The 17138-nt window shown below is 33.4% G+C and carries 15 protein-coding genes and 1 pseudogene; 7 read left to right on the forward strand and 9 right to left on the reverse strand.

Annotated features, from left to right (window positions below):
• Window positions 1-187 precede the first annotated feature (187 nt).
• Window positions 188-1597, reverse strand: a complete 1410-nt coding sequence (locus ACFVRR_RS12450) for a SpoVR family protein (protein ID WP_387328758.1) — start codon at window positions 1595-1597, stop codon at window positions 188-190.
• Window positions 1598-1760: 163 nt separating this feature from the next.
• On the opposite strand from ACFVRR_RS12450, the gene ACFVRR_RS12455 reads away from it, so the two are divergent.
• Both ACFVRR_RS12455 and ACFVRR_RS12460 read left to right on the forward strand, forming a co-directional pair.
• A complete protein-coding gene (locus ACFVRR_RS12455; protein ID WP_056474812.1) occupies window positions 1761-1973 on the forward strand; it encodes a hypothetical protein in 213 nt (70 codons plus the stop codon).
• 309 nt (window positions 1974-2282) lie between these two features.
• Entirely contained in the window at window positions 2283-2483 is a 201-nt protein-coding gene (locus ACFVRR_RS12460; protein ID WP_056474809.1) for a cold-shock protein, read from the forward strand.
• A gap of 347 nt (window positions 2484-2830) precedes the next feature.
• Here ACFVRR_RS12460 and ACFVRR_RS12465 read toward each other — a convergent pair.
• Window positions 2831-3463, reverse strand: a pseudogene (locus tag ACFVRR_RS12465) (SpoVR family protein); the annotation flags it as partial.
• Window positions 3464-3907: 444 nt separating this feature from the next.
• Between ACFVRR_RS12465 and ACFVRR_RS12470 the strand changes: the two are divergent.
• A complete protein-coding gene (locus ACFVRR_RS12470; protein WP_387328763.1) occupies window positions 3908-4084 on the forward strand; it encodes a hypothetical protein in 177 nt (58 codons plus the stop codon).
• A 159-nt stretch (window positions 4085-4243) separates the two neighbouring features.
• On the opposite strand, the gene ACFVRR_RS12475 is transcribed toward ACFVRR_RS12470, so the two are convergent.
• The 3 genes from ACFVRR_RS12475 to ACFVRR_RS12485 form a co-directional block, all read right to left on the reverse strand.
• Window positions 4244-4372: a hypothetical protein gene (locus ACFVRR_RS12475; RefSeq protein ID WP_387328766.1), complete on the reverse strand. Its 129-nt coding sequence runs from the start codon at window positions 4370-4372 to the stop codon at window positions 4244-4246.
• Between the two features lie 419 nt (window positions 4373-4791).
• Entirely contained in the window at window positions 4792-5550 is a 759-nt protein-coding gene (locus tag ACFVRR_RS12480) for a hypothetical protein (RefSeq protein WP_387328769.1), read from the reverse strand.
• A 168-nt stretch (window positions 5551-5718) separates the two neighbouring features.
• A complete protein-coding gene (locus tag ACFVRR_RS12485; protein WP_387328772.1) occupies window positions 5719-7140 on the reverse strand; it encodes a SpoVR family protein in 1422 nt (473 codons plus the stop codon).
• A 707-nt stretch (window positions 7141-7847) separates the two neighbouring features.
• On the opposite strand from ACFVRR_RS12485, the gene ACFVRR_RS12490 reads away from it, so the two are divergent.
• Window positions 7848-8105 carry a YhdB family protein gene (locus ACFVRR_RS12490; RefSeq protein WP_069032872.1) on the forward strand — a complete coding sequence of 86 codons (258 nt, stop codon included), beginning with the start codon at window positions 7848-7850 and terminating at the stop codon, window positions 8103-8105.
• A gap of 42 nt (window positions 8106-8147) precedes the next feature.
• Here ACFVRR_RS12490 and ACFVRR_RS12495 read toward each other — a convergent pair whose 3' ends face one another.
• Window positions 8148-9872, reverse strand: coding sequence for a phospho-sugar mutase (locus ACFVRR_RS12495; RefSeq protein WP_387328777.1), 1725 nt, complete (start codon window positions 9870-9872; stop codon window positions 8148-8150).
• 174 nt (window positions 9873-10046) lie between these two features.
• On the opposite strand from ACFVRR_RS12495, the gene ACFVRR_RS12500 reads away from it, so the two are divergent.
• Window positions 10047-10259 (forward strand): DUF1540 domain-containing protein, encoded by a 213-nt coding sequence (locus ACFVRR_RS12500; RefSeq protein ID WP_056471273.1) that lies wholly within the window; start codon window positions 10047-10049, stop codon window positions 10257-10259.
• Between the two features lie 48 nt (window positions 10260-10307).
• Here ACFVRR_RS12500 and ACFVRR_RS12505 read toward each other — a convergent pair whose 3' ends face one another.
• Window positions 10308-11174, reverse strand: coding sequence for an SDR family oxidoreductase (locus ACFVRR_RS12505; protein ID WP_387328780.1), 867 nt, complete (start codon window positions 11172-11174; stop codon window positions 10308-10310).
• Window positions 11175-11357: 183 nt separating this feature from the next.
• Between ACFVRR_RS12505 and ACFVRR_RS12510 the strand changes: the two genes are divergently transcribed.
• Together ACFVRR_RS12510 and ACFVRR_RS12515 are read left to right on the forward strand one after the other, a co-directional pair.
• On the forward strand, window positions 11358-12659 hold the full coding sequence (locus ACFVRR_RS12510; protein ID WP_387328783.1) for an NCS2 family permease: 1302 nt from the start codon (window positions 11358-11360) through the stop codon (window positions 12657-12659).
• Between the two features lie 187 nt (window positions 12660-12846).
• Window positions 12847-13005, forward strand: coding sequence for a hypothetical protein (locus ACFVRR_RS12515; RefSeq protein ID WP_387328785.1), 159 nt, complete (start codon window positions 12847-12849; stop codon window positions 13003-13005).
• Window positions 13006-13274: 269 nt separating this feature from the next.
• Here the strand turns inward: ACFVRR_RS12515 and ACFVRR_RS12520 are convergent, their stop codons facing one another.
• Together ACFVRR_RS12520 and ACFVRR_RS12525 are read right to left on the reverse strand one after the other, a co-directional pair.
• On the reverse strand, window positions 13275-14147 hold the full coding sequence (locus tag ACFVRR_RS12520; protein WP_387328787.1) for a patatin-like phospholipase family protein: 873 nt from the start codon (window positions 14145-14147) through the stop codon (window positions 13275-13277).
• A 480-nt stretch (window positions 14148-14627) separates the two neighbouring features.
• On the reverse strand, window positions 14628-17024 hold the full coding sequence (locus ACFVRR_RS12525; RefSeq protein WP_387328789.1) for a penicillin acylase family protein: 2397 nt from the start codon (window positions 17022-17024) through the stop codon (window positions 14628-14630).
• Between the last annotated feature and the right edge of the window lie 114 nt (window positions 17025-17138).

Here is a 17138-nt window from a genome sequence, read left to right on the forward strand (position 1 = left end):
TGAGATTTTTCTTATTATTCTAAACTACGTGTCAAAATATGTCTAGATACTTTGGAGAATTCGATTCGAAAGAATGAAAGGTTTAATAAACAAAACCACCCGTGAGAACAGGTGGTTTATTCTTAATCTATTCCTCCAAAAAATCTACTTTCCTTTAAATTGAAAAACCACCTTCAAAAAGGTGATCCTAAATATACTTCCGATGAATATTCTTCCCATCATAACTAAACAACACAGACTTATTCTCAATATTAGTCTCCAAATGGACCCCTCTACCCCATAACTGATGGATATAAGGCATTACCTTTTCAACATACTTCACATCAAGTTCCATATTTTCATAGGAATGCTTCAAATAAAGCTCCCCATTTTTTAAGTAATCGCCCTCTTGAACAACGATATATGGGAATCCGCCATTTACCCTATTAACAACAAGCTGATCTCTTACATTTTCCCATGCCTTATCAGTGACTTTATACTCCTTACCTTGTTGCTGGAATAAATATATATCTTCTCGCATTATGAGTTCCTTAGTTAAGTAGTTACGGATGAATGAACTATCGGACTCTAATTCTCGTACCTCAAAAATTTTTTCAGTTCCAGAACCAGCTTTCACCCCATATTGTTTCATTTCTTCAGATGGATTGTTATATCTTTCTTCAATATCCTCAAACATTTTTAGTCCAAAATAGTAAGGGTTTAAACTTGTCTTCGAGGGCTGTAGTACACTTGCATTCAGTTTTGCAAATTCAATTGATTCACCTGATGTTAAATCTAACTCTCTCATAATACGTTGATGCCAAAGACTAGCCCATCCCTCATTCATAATTTTTGTTTCGAGCTGTGGCCAAAAATAAACCATTTCCTCTCGTAACATTGTTAAAATGTCTCGTTGCCACTCTTCTAATTCGCGACTAAAGTGTTGAATAAATAGTAAAAGATCCTTTTCAGGTTGTGGTGGGAATTTCTTTTTTCGAGGTTTTACAGGAGCAATGTTTTCTTTTTTATTATCTAAATTCCATAAATCATCATATAGGCCTACTCGAGGAACGGGGGGGATCATATCATCTTCTAATTGCCACGATAATTTATTTCTTACAATTGAAGGGTCAATATGTTCTTGAATAGCTATAACCGCATTCAAAAATTCTTCCACTAGCTTTTTTCCATATTTTTGTCCATATTGATTAATTCTTTCAGCAGTTGCAGTCATGCTTTCGACCATATCTCGTTTTGTATTACTAAATCGCACATTATTTTTAAAGAAATCACTATGAGCGAGTACATGGGCAACGATTAATTTATTTTGTACGAGGCTATTGGTATCAAGTAAGAATGCATAACATGGATTAGAATTAATCACTAATTCATAAATCTTACTTAATCCTAGATCATATTGTAACTTCATCTTATAAAATTTTTTTCCAAAGCTCCAATGAGAATATCTAGTAGGCATTCCGTACGCACCAAACGTGTAAATAATATCGGAAGGGCATATTTCATACCTCATCGGAAAATAATCAAGTCCAAATCCTTTTGCAATTTCAGTAATTTCGTCTATTGCATACTCTAATTCACGAAAATTATTTGAGTTCATTATTATTCCCCCTACTATGTGTATTGACAATGTATGAGATTTTTTGACGTTATATACTATGGGGATTAAATTAATAATCTTACAAAAAATTTGTAATAATTGAATTTACAGGACAAAACCTCTTTTGTGTCGAATTAATCTAATTTAGAAGGGGGATGGGAAAATGAGTAAAGAGAATCTATTAAAGAACCTTCGACTTGCAACAAGAGGAAATTTCTTTTTAATCAACATTAAAAATTCATTGGAAAATGATACAAAAATGATTGAAAAACTGGCTAAGGAACTAGAACTAGATGGATTAATCAAACTAAAAGAGTGCACACAATTAGAAGATTCACTCTTTTTAAGCGGAATACTTAAATATGCATCCAATTAAATTGGATGCTTTTTCGTCGTTGAACAAATTGAATATTAAATAGATACAAATGATTCAAAAAAAGTCTTCTTTCTTTTTATAAAAGTAAAGTCCTTTTTAAAATGTCGATCTTAGGACATGGCAAATACTAAAGAAGACGTATTCAATTAATTATATAAAAGAAAGCGTCTTAAGTAATAGAAAGTTTAGTATTGGTCATGTAAAATATGTTAAGTCATTTATATTTAATTAGGTTAATTTGATTATCTTTATTTTAAATGTTATTATTGGAATATTAATGTGTGTAAATCGCACTAGGAGGAAACAAAAATGGAACATGGTAAAGTAAAATGGTTTAATGCAGAAAAAGGGTTTGGATTTATTGAGCGTGAAAATGGTGATGATGTATTCGTTCACTTCTCAGCAATTCAAACTGACGGATTCAAATCATTAGATGAAGGTCAAGCAGTAACATTTGAAGTAGGACAAGGGCAACGCGGACCACAAGCAACTAATGTTAAAAAAGCATAGTTAACTCAAAGAAGTCGGATTCTATCAAGTAGAATCTGACTTCTTTTATAACTTATAATATAAAAAACCCTTATTCATAAATAGAATAAGGGTAAAATTTAACGTGGATCTTGGTAAAGAAAATGGTTTAATGTATTATAGCCCAAATAAAATGAATATACAAATATCCACTAAATATCTTTTAAAGAAGATAGTTTGTTTAAAATAGATTAAGCTTGCTTAACTGTGATGTAGTAATAAAATGTACCTTATGCAACTATCCTGCATTTAGTTGCATAAGGTACACTTCCCGAAAAAATATTTTATACTTTCTAATCCATTAAGAAAACCACCTAAAAAAGGTGGCTCTAAATATACTTCCGATGAATATTCTTCCCATCATAACTAAACAACACTGACTTATTCTCAATATTAGTCTCTAAATGAACCCCTCTACCCCACAACTGATGAATATAAGGCATTACCTTCTCTACATACTTCACATCAAGTTCCATATGTTCATAGGAGTGCTTCAAATAAAGCTCCCCATTTTTTAAATAATCTCCTTCTTGTACAACGATATATGGGAATCCTCCATTTACCCTACTAACTACAAGTTGGTCTCTTACATTCTCCCATGCTTTATCAGTAACTTTATATTCCTTACCTTGTCGCTGGAATAGATACATATCTTCACGCATGACAAGGTCTTTCGTTAAGTAGTTTCGGATAAATGAACTATCAGACTCTAATTCTCGTACTTCAAACATTTTTTCTCGACCGCTGCCAGGTTTAACACCTAACTCACGCATTTCTTTTGTTGGATGATCATATCGCTCTTCAATATCTTCAAACATTCTTAGTCCTAAATAGTATGGGTTGATGCTTGTTTTCGATGGCTGAACTACTCCTGCATTAAGCTTTGCGTATTCAATTGCTTCATTTGAATCGAGATTTTGTTCACGCATGATACGGATGTGCCAATAACTTGCCCAGCCTTCCGTCTCCTAACGATCTTCTTTTTGACCAAGAACTTCAATTCCTTATTCTTATTCTTATTCTTATTCTTATTCTTATTCTTATTTATCATCGCACTTGGCGATTAAGTCTAGAAACCATAGATTATTAAGTTTTATTCAACTAAAGCTAGCTTTTGTAGCATAACATGATCGGCAGTCGATTTTCTTATTCAACATAATGGCAGGATAGTTTAATAAGAAAATTAATAATCCTTGTAAAACTGTTATAATAAGTAGAATAAGAATTTTTATAATGATGGGAAGTTTATTAATATGAAATTAAAACTAAGTACAGTACTTTATATACTTTCTTTTATGGTTGTTTTTCCTTTGAGTTTACCAATAAAAGTGCACAATTTATTTATCCCTATTTATTTTTTAGATAATTATTAGAATTAAAATAAATGAACTGAGAAGGTGCACGACATGGCAAAATTGAATGCGGTCGAAAAGTTAAAAAGGGAATTAGTAAAGACTCGCGAAGCGATCGACATTGCTAAAACCATATTAGATAAAAAACATGATCCTCAACTGGCGGAACAGTTGAAGAAATTAATCAACGAACACAATGAAATCGTGACAAAATTAAAGAGCATCCATTAAAGATGCTCTGTTTCTAGATAATACCCTCTTCATATTATTATTGTTTTTGTCCAAGAAATATAGATTTGATTGAAGAACATAAACTAAATCAAGTTATTAAATGATTAACTGATATTTATAAATTCCTTATGCAACTAAATGCGTTAGTTGCATAAGAGTTTAAATATTTGCGATCGAAATTAATTCATCAACACCAATTAGGTAATCTTCATTTGTTTCCTCATGGAATACAAAAAAACACGTTTCTCCATTTGGATTATTTAAAGAACCAAAAACCATTGAAAACAAAATAAATGAACACCAAAATCAACGGAATAACAGGATGCATCCATTTTGAAATTTTCACATTAAATCTACCCAAAATTCTCGTAACTAAGTTATCAAATAATAGATAAAGATTTATTATCAAAAAATAGATTAATAACGTAAACCATAAAGAATACTTGTGATTAAGTAATTCAATACCAACAATAATCGAAGGTACAAAAATTATCCCTAACAGTAATTCAGCTAGGTCATACCGTCTAGGATTTTTTTTAGAAATCCACTTGCCATACCTCTTTAATAAAGACATTTTCCCAACACCTCAAATGTTACTATTCGCTCACCAATTTCGAATGATAACCCTGTTCCCCAAAAAGGATTTTCTCTGGAATTTCCTTTTTTTGCTACTTGTTCAACTAATGCACTGCGATAGTTATACAAGTTTAATCGCCAATTGCTTCAATAAATTTATTAATTTTAATTGCTACTTCACAGATTTTTTTTAATTTATTTGAAAAGTACCTTACTTGTTGGTCTTTTAAACTATCTGAACTGTATTTTAAATGTAAACCGTCACATATTAATTTTAATTGAATAATTTCTTGAATAGAAAAAACTTTATCTCCGTATTGATCTAGACCGATAAGTAAATCAAATTGTTCTGTTGATCCATTTTCTTTATATCTTTTCCAGTATTGTTCCTTATGGGTAAGATAATCCTGTAACTCTTCGTTAAACTTTACATGACTTTTAGAATGACTGTCTTTAATGTAGAAGTCTATACCTGTACCAGAGGTACATAACCCATCTAAAACTGAAAGATCAAAGAGTGATATCTCCCTATCTAATTCGTCATATACCTTCATACTTTCTGTCTTGAAAAATAAACTTGCTCTTCCACCTTCATGAATTTCACACTCAGTATATAATTCGCCATTTGTTTGAAAATTTATAAATTCTGTACTCCAAAACGTCATATTTAATTTCTTAATCTGTTCTAGGTCCTTTATATGTTCTCCCTTGAACTTAAGGGTGAACTCTTCACATTTTATTAACTCACATTTAAAATACGAAAAATGATAGTACTCCTTGAATTCTGACATGTCGATAATAAGAATTATTTTATTTTCTCTTTCATACACATCGTGTAGTTTCCCTTGGTAAAAAGTGTTTAAAACATCTCTTTGAACTTTTTTATCCATAATTCTCCCCAAATCTTGTATATTAAAATTTCTTTAGAAAAGCCTCTCTGTCACCTCAATTATACCACTTCCTTATTGAACTATACTGCCATAGTTACATAAGGTCCACTTACCGAAAAAGGATTCTATACTTTCTAAACATGAAGAAAACCACCTATAAAAGGTGGCTCAAATATACTTCCGATGAATATTCTTACCATCATAACTAAACAAAACAGATTTCCCTTCAATACTAGTCTCCAAATGAACCCCTCTACCCCATAACTGATGAATATACGGCATTACCTTCTCAACATACTTCACATCAAGTTCCATATTTTCATAGGAATGCTTCAAATAAAGCTCCCCATTTTTTAAATAATCGCCCTCTTGAACTACGATATATGGGAATCCTCCATTTACCCGACTAACTACAAGTTGGTCTCTTACATTTTCCCATGCTTTATCAGTGACCTTATATTCCTTCCCTTGGCGTTGGAATAAATACATATCTTCACGCATGACGAGATCTTTTGTTAAATAGTTTCGGATAAATGAACTATCAGACTCTAATTCTCGTACTTCAAACATTTTTTCTCGACCGCTGCCAGGTTTAACACCTAACTCACGCATTTCTTTTGTTGGATGATCATATCGCTCTTCAATATCTTCAAACATTCTTAGTCCTAAATAGTATGGGTTGATGCTTGTTTTCGATGGCTGAACTACTCCTGCATTAAGCTTTGCGTATTCAATTGCTTCATTTGAATCAAGGTTTAAATCTCGCATAATTCTTATATGCCAATAACTTGCCCAGCCTTCATTCATAATTTTCGTTTCAAGCTGTGGCCAGAAATAAAGCATTTCTTCTCGTAGCATAGTCAGGATGTCACGTTGCCATTCTTCTAGTTCTCTGGAGTACTCTTCGATAAATAAAAGGATATCTTTTTCAGGTTGTGGTGGGAATTGTTTACGTTTAATTGGGATCAGGTTTGAATCATTTTTCTTCTCTTTACTTTGATCCATATTCCATAAATCATCATATGGTGTAACTCTTTTTTTCTCTTTTATTGGGAAGTCACTTTCTAAATCATAAGCCAATTTTGGTCGCATTAATGATGGATCAATATGCTCTTGAATTGAGAGTACTGCATCTAGGAAATTTTCTACCTCTTGCTTTCCGTATATATGCTCATAGTGTTTAATTCGTTCAGCAGTAGCTGCCATACTTTCAACCATATCTCTTTTCGTGTTTGAGAAACGCATATTATTTTTAAAGAAGTCACAATGAGCTAAAACGTGAGCAACAATTAATTTATTTTGAACGAGAGAGTTTGTATCTAATAAAAATGCATAACATGGATCAGAGTTGATTACCAATTCATAAATTTTGCTTAATCCTAAATCGTAATGAAGCTTCATTTTATAAAACTGTTTTCCAAAGCTCCAGTGGGAGAATCTTGTAGGCATACCGTAAGCGCCAAATGTATAAATGATATCTGCAGGACAGATTTCATAGCGCATTGGGTAAAAGTCTAGCCCAAATCCTCTCGCAATTTCTGTAATTTCGTCAATAGCATATTCCAACGCTCTATAATCACTCGCCTTCATCACACTCTCCTCCTGTCTCTTCTTATATTATTCTATGAACTGAAATTTGAATTAATGTAAAAATAGTCATATCTCTACTATATTCATTTACCTAATTCGAAATTTATTGAAATCATAAACACAAAAAAACGTATGAAAAAAATTCATACGGTAGTTCATTTTATTTGTACAATGCGATTGATATAACTTGATTTTTTGAATTCTTTTATTTTTGATTAAGAAAAATCATCATGCAGTTTGAAGTACATAGTTTCTTCAGTATTGCTTATTATTTTAAGCTTATTATCCCTGTTTCTTTTAAAAGTATACTTAAGTTTTGGAAAAGATTTTAACTGAATTGGAGGAAGATTTGTAGTAGTCGTAATTAAGTCCGGAATCGCAATTAAGCTCCAGGATCACAATTAAATCCCAGCAATCGCAATTAAACTCCAAAGGCAAATGCAAAAAAACAATTCAATATAATTTCGGCCCTTTTTTCCTATTTTGAGGCCCATTTAACAATATTGAAGCCATTCTTTAATAATTCTTTCAAAAAAATTAAAGTATTTCTAAAATCCCCATCTATACTTCCTGTTTTCCCTATCGTTCCAGCACTTAACCATCCTTTTTTTACCTAACCTCTACCGTAACCTTTTGTTAAATTCTCTCATGGCTAATTAATTTTTTTCGCCATAAACTATGTGTACCCTCTAAAAAGGAGGTTCACAATGCAAGTACAATCCGATTATGATTTAGCATTGTATTACACTTATTGTTGTCAATGGGATAAGCTTCTCGTGTTAATGGTAAATACTAAAGACGAGCTTTTTTCAAAGCGTATCGAACATTTTCTACATGCCTTTAAATACGAGAGGGACTTAGCGATCATTGATGAAAAACTAAAGGGTATGTTCCAGCATATTGAGCATGCTACTAGGGAAGAAAGCGCCGAGGAACAATCTTTTATTTCATCATTAGAGCTTTAACTAAAAATAAATGAAAAGAGCGACTAAATAGTCGCTCTTTTTTTAGACTAATACTTCAATTTTTTCCATAAATGCTTGTTGTAAACTATCCAATTTTTGGATGCTATTTTGACGAGATTGTCCAACAATTCCGAAATAGAACTTGATTTTCGGTTCAGTTCCAGATGGACGTAAGCATACCCATGAACCATCTTCAAGATGATACTTTAATACATTTGATTTAGGTAGAAGAATTTGTTCTTTTTCTCCTGATTCTAAAGTAGTTTTCTCTTGAAGTTTATAGTCTTCAACTGTAATAACTTTTAGACCATTTATATCAACAGGAGGGTTTTGACGGTAATTTGTTAAAATCGATTGGATTTTTTCTGTCCCTTCAATCCCTTTTAATGTTAATGATTTTAGTCCTTCTAAATAATAGCCATATTGCTCATATAGGCTATTTAGGCCTTCATATAAAGTCATACCTTTTGTTTTGTAATATGTAGCTATTTCTGCAGCAAGTACTGTAGCTTGAATTGCGTCTTTATCACGAACAAATGGTTTAATTAAATAGCCATAGCTTTCTTCATAACCAAATAAGAATGAGTATTCGTTCGTTTGTTCATATTCTTTAATTTTTTCACCAATAAACTTAAATCCAGTAAGTGTATCGATTGTTTTAACACCGAATTTTGATGCGATTACTTGACCAAATTCAGATGTAACGATTGTTTTAAGTAATAGTGCATTAGAAGGTACATCTTGTTGGCTTAATAAATAATGAAGCATTAATGCTCCTGTTTGGTTCCCAGTTAATACTACATATTCGCCGTTTTCATTTTTCGTAGCGATTCCTAATCGGTCAGCATCAGGGTCAGTTGCAATTAAAACATCTGCATCAATCTCTTTACCGTAACGAATTGCATATTCAAACGCTGCGTGTTCTTCAGGATTTGGTGATTTTACAGTTGTAAAATTCGGGTCTGCTTTTGCTTGTTCGGCAACAACTGTTACATTTTCAAAGCCAACTGCTTGTAATGACAATGTTGCAGGTATTAATGCTGTGCCATGTAATGGAGTAAAGACAATTTTTAAATCCTTACCATGTTCTTGCACTAAATCGTTGTTAACAACAACAGTTTTTAGTTGCTCTACATATAATTTGTCCATTTCTTCATCTAATCTATGTATTAAGCCTTTTTCAACTAATTCTTTTTCTGAAGAAACTTCAATTTCTAACTCATTTTCAAATGAATTTACGTATTCAATTACTTGATCAGCAGCAGCTGGAGGTAATTGACCACCGTCATCACCATAAACTTTAAATCCGTTATATTCAGGTGGATTATGACTAGCTGTAATGACAATTCCACCGAAGCAGTTTAACTCACGTACTGCAAAAGATAATTCTGGTGTAGGACGTAATTCATTGAAGACATACGCTTTAATACCATATGTTGCAAGTGTTTTTGCTGCTTCCATTGCAAACTCAGGACTTTTATGACGTGAATCGAAAGCAATTGCAACTCCACGGTTTTTTGCTTCGTCTCCAAAGCTTTCAATATATTTTGCAAAACCAGCTGATGCTTTACGGATAGTATAAATGTTCATACGATTCGTTCCAGGTCCGATTTCTCCGCGCATTCCACCAGTTCCGAATTCTAAATTTTGATAGAAACTTTCCTTAAGTATAAGCTGATTATTCTCAAGTTTAATTAATTGTTCTTTTAGTTCTTGATCTAATGTCGTTGATTGAATCCATTTTTCATAAGTTGTTTCCCAATTCATATTTGTTCTCCTCCTATACTTAATCAGAGTTTGATTCGATAAAAGTCTTCCTAACTCCTTCTATCTTGATAAAAGTTTACAATATTCTCTCTAAAAATTCTACAATGGTACTACTTTAAATCTGCATGAGATTGCAAAGTATGTAGAAAATAAAAATTAAAGGAGGGTGAGTTCATGCCAGAAATTAGATGTAGTGTTGCAAATTGTAATTTTTGGGGGCAGGGAAACTTTTGCCAAGCAGACTCAATTCTTGTTCAAACCGAAGCATATGAATACTCAAATGACTTTGATTTAACGATTCAAAATGCAGTCTTAGACGGTGAGATAACTACTTCTGCTGTACATAGTGGAGAAACTTGCTGTCACACGTTTCGACCTAAGTATTAATAAAATGGTGCCATTTACATTTTTTGTAGATGGCACCATTTTATTAGTTTATCCGTTCACAATTACCCCACCATTAACATGAATCATTTGTCCTGTAATAAAGGAAGCTTCATTGCTAGCTAAATAAAGATATGATGGTGCGAGCTCTACTGGCTGTCCCGCTCGTTTCATCGGAGTTGTGCTACCAAACTTTGCTACTTCTTGTTCGTCAAAACTTGCTGGAATCAATGGTGTCCAAATTGGCCCAGGAGCTACTCCATTAACACGAATTCCCTTTTGAGCAAGATTTGTAGAAAGTGAACGAGTAAATGTGACAATCGCTCCTTTCGTCGCTGAGTAATCCAATAATTGATCATGTCCTTTATAAGCAGTAATTGACGCAGTATTAATAATCGAATCACCTTGCTTCATATGTGGAAGGCAAGCTTTTGATAAAAAGAACATTGGATAAATGTTCGTTTCAAATGTTCGTTTTAATTGTTCCTCAGTAATGTCTTCCAAATTCTTTTGTGGATATTGAACAGCAGCATTGTTCACTAAAATGTTAATTTTTCCGAAGGTTTGAATTGCATTTTGAACGATTTGTTTACATACATCCTCCGTTCTAATGTCACATCTCATTATTTCACAATTTCCACCTAAATCATTTATGTATTTCTTTGTGTCTTGTGCATCGACATCTTCATCTAAATATGGAATAAAAACTGATGCCCCTTCTTTCGCAAAAAGTATAGCAACTGCTCTTCCAATCCCACTATCTCCTCCAGTAATAATGGCTACTTTTCCCTTTAATTTACCACTTGGTGTGTAATTAGGATCATCCGATATCGGTATTGGAATCATTTCCTTTTCAATACCTGGTTGCTTATTTTGATGTTGTGGATCAAATTTAGTCGGAAACTGCTTTTGAGTCATTACTATATCCTCCTTTTAAATATTTCAGATTTAGCATGCCCAAATCGTACTTTTAGGAATACTAAACATAATTGAAATTGTTAAAAGATGAAAATCTAATTAAAAAACTTGCACTTTTACAATAAAACGAATATTATTAATAACTGTTGAATTTATCATTCGTATTTTATAAGGAGAACTATTATGTTTAAACTAAAAGAGGCTAACACAACCGTTAAAACAGAAATTATAGCCGGCTTTACCACTTTTTTAACTATGGCTTATATAATTATTGTTAATCCTATTATTTTATCCGATGCTGGTGTTCCATTTAACCAAGCATTTACTGCAACAATCATTGCAACTTTAGTCGGAACATTATTTATGGCATTGTTCGGAAACTACCCAATTGCAATTGCTCCCGGAATGGGAATGAATGCATACTTTGCTTATTCAGTTGTTTCAAAAGCACATGGTATTTCGTATCATTTAGCATTTTCTGCTGTATTTATTACAGGTATTTTATTCGTTATTTTATCTTTAACTAAATTTAGAACGCATTTAATAGAAGCAATTCCAAATACATTAAAACATGCAATTAGTGTTGGAATTGGATTATTTATCGCATTTATAGGTTTACGTCTTTCAGGTATAATCGTTGCTAACAAAGATAATCTTGTAGGGTTAGGAAATCTCCATTCTCCTGGTGTAGTCCTTACTATAGTCGGAATTGCAATTACAATTATCTTATTTGCCTTAAATGTAAATGGAGCTTTATTCTTCGGAATGGCTGCAACAGCAATCATCGCAGGATTAGCTGGAAAATTACACATTAAAGGTAGCATATTCTCTTTCCCTAAATTACCTGAGGGTATCATTGTTGCTAATCCAATAACAGCGGCTTCAGATGTCATTCATTATGGACTATATTCAGTTGTTTTTTCATTTTTATTAGTTACAATTTTTGATACGACAGGTACATTCTTAGGTGTAGCTTCACAAGCTGGTTTATTAAATAAGAAAGATGAAAAACGTACTGGTCGTGCGATGCTATCTGATTCATTCGGTACTACAATTGGAGCTATGTTTGGTACTTCACCAACAACAGCTTATATCGAATCTACAGCTGGTGTTGCAGCTGGAGGTAGAACAGGTTTAACAGCACTTGTTGTTGCATTACTATTCGTTTTTGCAGCATTCTTTAGCCCACTTGTTAATTCAATTTCTGGTGTAGCAGCAATTACATCACCATCATTAATCGTAGTAGGTTGCCTAATGATGGGTAGCGTTCGTCATATAGAGTGGGATAACTTTGAAGAAGCATTCCCTGCATTCCTAGTTATTATCACAATGCCACTTACATCAAGTATTGCGACAGGTATTGCTCTTGGGTTTATTACCTATCCATTATTAAAAGTCGTTAAAGGGAAAGCTAAAAGTGTTAAACCAGTAATTTATGTATTTGGTATTTTATTCTTAATCCAATTGGTTTTCTTCCCACATTAATAATAAATATTTTAGGCACATGATCTTTAAAAAGATTAATGTGCTTTTTTATTTTTTATTTAGGTACTAGCCTTTCCTCGATGGGACATCTTTGCATACATTGTTCATGTAGATAATTCAAGGAGGTGTTCTACGATGTGGAACAACCAAGATCAAGTCAACATGAACTCAAGTAGATGTAGACGTAATGACTGTGATTGTGACGATTGCAGAAGAAGAGACCGTGATTTTGATGACTGCAGAAGAGACCGCGATTTTGACGATTGCAGAAGAGATCGTTGTGATCACGACTGTCATTGCAGATGCAGAAGTTGTTGCTTTAGAAGAAGTCGCTGTGGCTGTATGAATCCGTGTTTAGGTGTCGATATGGTAATGTTTGAAATGATGATGAAAAACATGATGAACAATAATAACAACAAAAATAATAATGATAAGGATTAATCTATTTTCTCCCTCCCCCATAAAAAACGACCTGAATTTAACAGGTTGATCAGACTGTTGACAAACGCTCGCTTTCTTAGTTGTTTCGCTTTTATAACATGCTTCGTACTTTATAAGACAAGCGTTTTCAATCAGTCTAAATAGTTTAATTTTCAACATATTAAAACGACCTGATTAACAGGTCGTTTTTTCATACGAGATAAAACCTAAAATTTGTTCACGAAGTCGCTTAGCATCTTCATAGCCCTCTTTATAAAGTTCTAATAAACGCACTTTATTTCGTTCAATTCGTCCAACCTTTAACTTTTGTACAGGACGAATGACTAATATATTTCCAGCTTTTTCTTGCTCCTCAATATATTCCAACTGCTTATTATAAACTTCATATCTTTTTAGTACGGCCTGAACAAGTCCGGGATAATCTTTATACTTTTTTTGCAAATACCAAGTTCCTTTTGAAGGTTTTTTACGATATCCAGCATTTCTCGTTAAAACAACTATATTTTTACGATTGCCATCCGCTTCAGATTTACCAATCGGAATCGGATCTGCAATGCCACCATCCATCAAGAAATGATCTTTAAATTTAATGATTGGAGCCATTAACGGTAAAGAACTTGATGCCCGAATTATATTTAACATATCTGTTGATTCTAAAATTTGATCTTTATCAAAATAGACTGGTTCTCCTGTAACGCAATCAGTCGTACCAACTACAAATTTTTGCTCAGCATTATAAAAAGAATCAAAATCAAATGGATCTAACTCATTAGGAATAATATCAAATAATAAGTCCATACCAAAAAGCTGCTTATTACGAATTAAATTTTTAAAAGAAATATAATCTGGATGCTGTAAAAATTCCGTATTTACTCGTTTATTACGACCATGTTGTTTTGATAAATAAGAAGTTCCCATACAAGCACCCGCAGAAACACCTATCACATAAGGAATTTCTATATTTTGTTCAAGAAAATAATCCAGAACACCGGCAGTATAAATCCCCCTCATTCCTCCACCTTCGAGAACTAAGCCCATTCCATACATTTTCACAGCCCCCCTTTTTTCAAATTTTTTAGGACAATCTATTTAAATATTTTATTATATGAGGTGATGAAAGGGAAGAAATTAGAGTTGTGTGCTGGATAAGGTATTCAAATCTTAATCCGGTATCGCAATTAAATTCCGGGAATTGCAATTAAATCCTGGGTTTCGCAATTATAACCAGGTATCGCAATTAAATTCGGGGAATCGCAATTAAATCCTAGATATCGCAATTAAATCCTGGGTATCGCAATTAATGTCCGGGTATCGCAATTAAATCCTAGATATCGCAATTAAATCCTGGGTATCGCAATTAAATCCTGGGTATCGCAATTAGATCCTGGGTATCGCAATTTAATTCCTCGTATCGCAATTTAATTCCTCGTATCGCAATTAAAACCGCGTATCGCAATTTAATCACTATATTTTACTTCTCAAACAAAGAGAACAGACCCCATAAGGTCTGTCCTCTATACTTCCTTCCTACTTCTTTTTTGTTTTTCCCGGTTCGAACATTTCTTTAACACCTTTAACATTTTTCAAAGAAGTTGTATGATATGTTCCATTTGCCCAATCTTCCATTTGATCACTATACCATTTGCTTCCGAGGTTTCCGGATTGTCCTGGTCCAACTATGTTTACTGATTTACTTAAATCTGCAAAGTCTACAACAGTTCTCCATGATGCACCATGGTCGACGATTCCTTGGTCATCATATCCTGCTGCTTTCACTGTAGTTGCGCTACCTCCTACTGGGATTGGATCTCTTGCATTAAAGAAATAGCTTAAGACTTTAATACTGGATAATGGGTGTTCGAAAGCAACTTTATGGTGATCACCCCATTTCCACTTCGCTGCATTTTCACCGTCGGTTTTGCTAATATTTTTAATTGTTGATTTGAAGGTTTTTAATAAAAGTTTATCAATTCCGCCTTGTTCATCAACCCAGATTACTTTTTTCCCATTTAAACTGTCACGTAGCAATTGATCGACTACGACTTTGCGGTCTCCAAATAAATCCATCATATCGTTTGAGATTTGTTGATCGAACAATGCTTTATTTATTTCAGTCATCCACATTTGGAATATGAGAGGAGATGCTTCATCTTTATCATCTATAAAATTCCATTTTTCAAGTTCCTTTAAAGCTGATTTTTCAACAGATGATAATTGATCTTTATTTTGATTTATTGACTTAATAAACTTAGGTGCATGCTCCTTCGCTTGTAAATTCATTTCGTCCATTTGTAGCTTTTGCATATCTTTAACAGTCAGTTTGTCATTCTTTTTTAATACTTCCTGAATGCGTAATTGACGGTATGGCTGTGCCCAAGAATTTGAAATATGGTATGGATATGAATCGTCCACTACTTTATTATTTGCAGATGAAATAAATCCTTCCTTTGGGTTAACGATTGTTGGTAGTTCATCGTATGGAATAGATCCTTTCCAACCGTAATCACTAGTCCAACCTGGCACTGGCATTAGCCCATCACCTTTTTTACGGATTGGAATTTTTCCATTCGCTCGGTAGGCAATTGTTCCGTCATCCGATGCAAATACGAAATTTTGAGCAGGCGCTTCAAATAAAGCTAATCCTTCTTTAAACGAATTCCAATCCTTTGCAACATCAAACTTTAAAACGGCTTCTAGCTCTGTTGTTGGTTGTAGTGCTGTCCACTGTAAAGAGAATACAGTATCTTTTCCAGCATCGCTCGCAAATTCCGAAATCACGGGACCATGTCTCGTAATCATAACAGGTAAAACCTTATTCTTTTTACCTTTAATTTTGATCGTTTCATTTATAACCTGAGCCTTTTCCCATTGACCATCATATAAAAACTCGTCTGACTTATTTGGATTTCGTTTTTCAATATATAAATCTTGTACATCCGGGCCCACGTTTGTTACTCCCCAGGCAATATGTTCATTATGACCAACGATGATTCCTGGCACCCCTGCAAAAATCACACCACTTACATTCATATCACCAGATTTTAATTGAGTTTCATACCAAATTGCTGGTGTCGCTAATCCTAAATGAGGATCATCTGCTAATAACGGTTTACCGGACTTAGTTTTAGCTCCACTAACAACCCAATCATTACTTCCATTCCAAACAGGTGGAATAATTGCGCTTGCAAAGCTCTTTTCTACGTCTATTTTTGAAGTATTACTTGGAATAATATACGGATCTAGATCATTATTAGCAGGGAAAAGTTCCAAAGCCTTATCCTTTGGAAATTTATTCAAAGCATAATAACGAAATGCTTGTTCATTCCAGTGACCGCCTAAATCAAATGCCATATATTTACCAATTACTAGTGAGTCAATTGCCGTCCATTTACTTGGTTTATATTTTAAAATTTTAAATTCAACTGGTAGTTTTTTTTCCTTTATTGCGTATTTTATGTACGCATTTACTCCTTCTGCATACCAATTTAATACATTTTGTCCATTTTTATCGTATTTGCTATAAGAAGCTTCTGCAGCTCTTCTTAAACCAAGCGTTCGAAAATATGAGTCACGCTCCACTGTAGCATCACCAATTACCTCACTTAATTGTCCGGACGCCTGTCTCCTGCTTAAATCCATTTGAAATAATCGATCTTGTGCAGTTACAAAGCCTTGCGCAACATACAAGTCATGCAAACTTTTAGCACTAATATGAGGTACGCCTTTACCATCCCTAACTACCTCTACTTTACGGTATAACGTACTGATCGTTAAATTTCCTTTAATGCTTGGTAATGATTTTTTGGTTAAGTACAAGCCGGTGCCTGCAACGATTAAGACGATAACAATTAAGATAGTTGATGTAACTTTAATCCATTTCGGAAAGCGCTTCCGATTTTTTGATATCTCAATAGGCGCACTCATTTTTCTCCCTCCTGCTTAAACTGCATATAAAACATATACTGTATAATAATTCTGCAAGTCTTATTGCATTCCTTCTTATGACGAATGGGGTATAATACTATTTATTAACATTAA

Origin of the sequence: Gottfriedia sp. NPDC057948 (genome assembly GCF_042887255.1) — a bacterium.
GTDB lineage: Bacteria > Bacillota > Bacilli > Bacillales > Bacillaceae_G > Gottfriedia.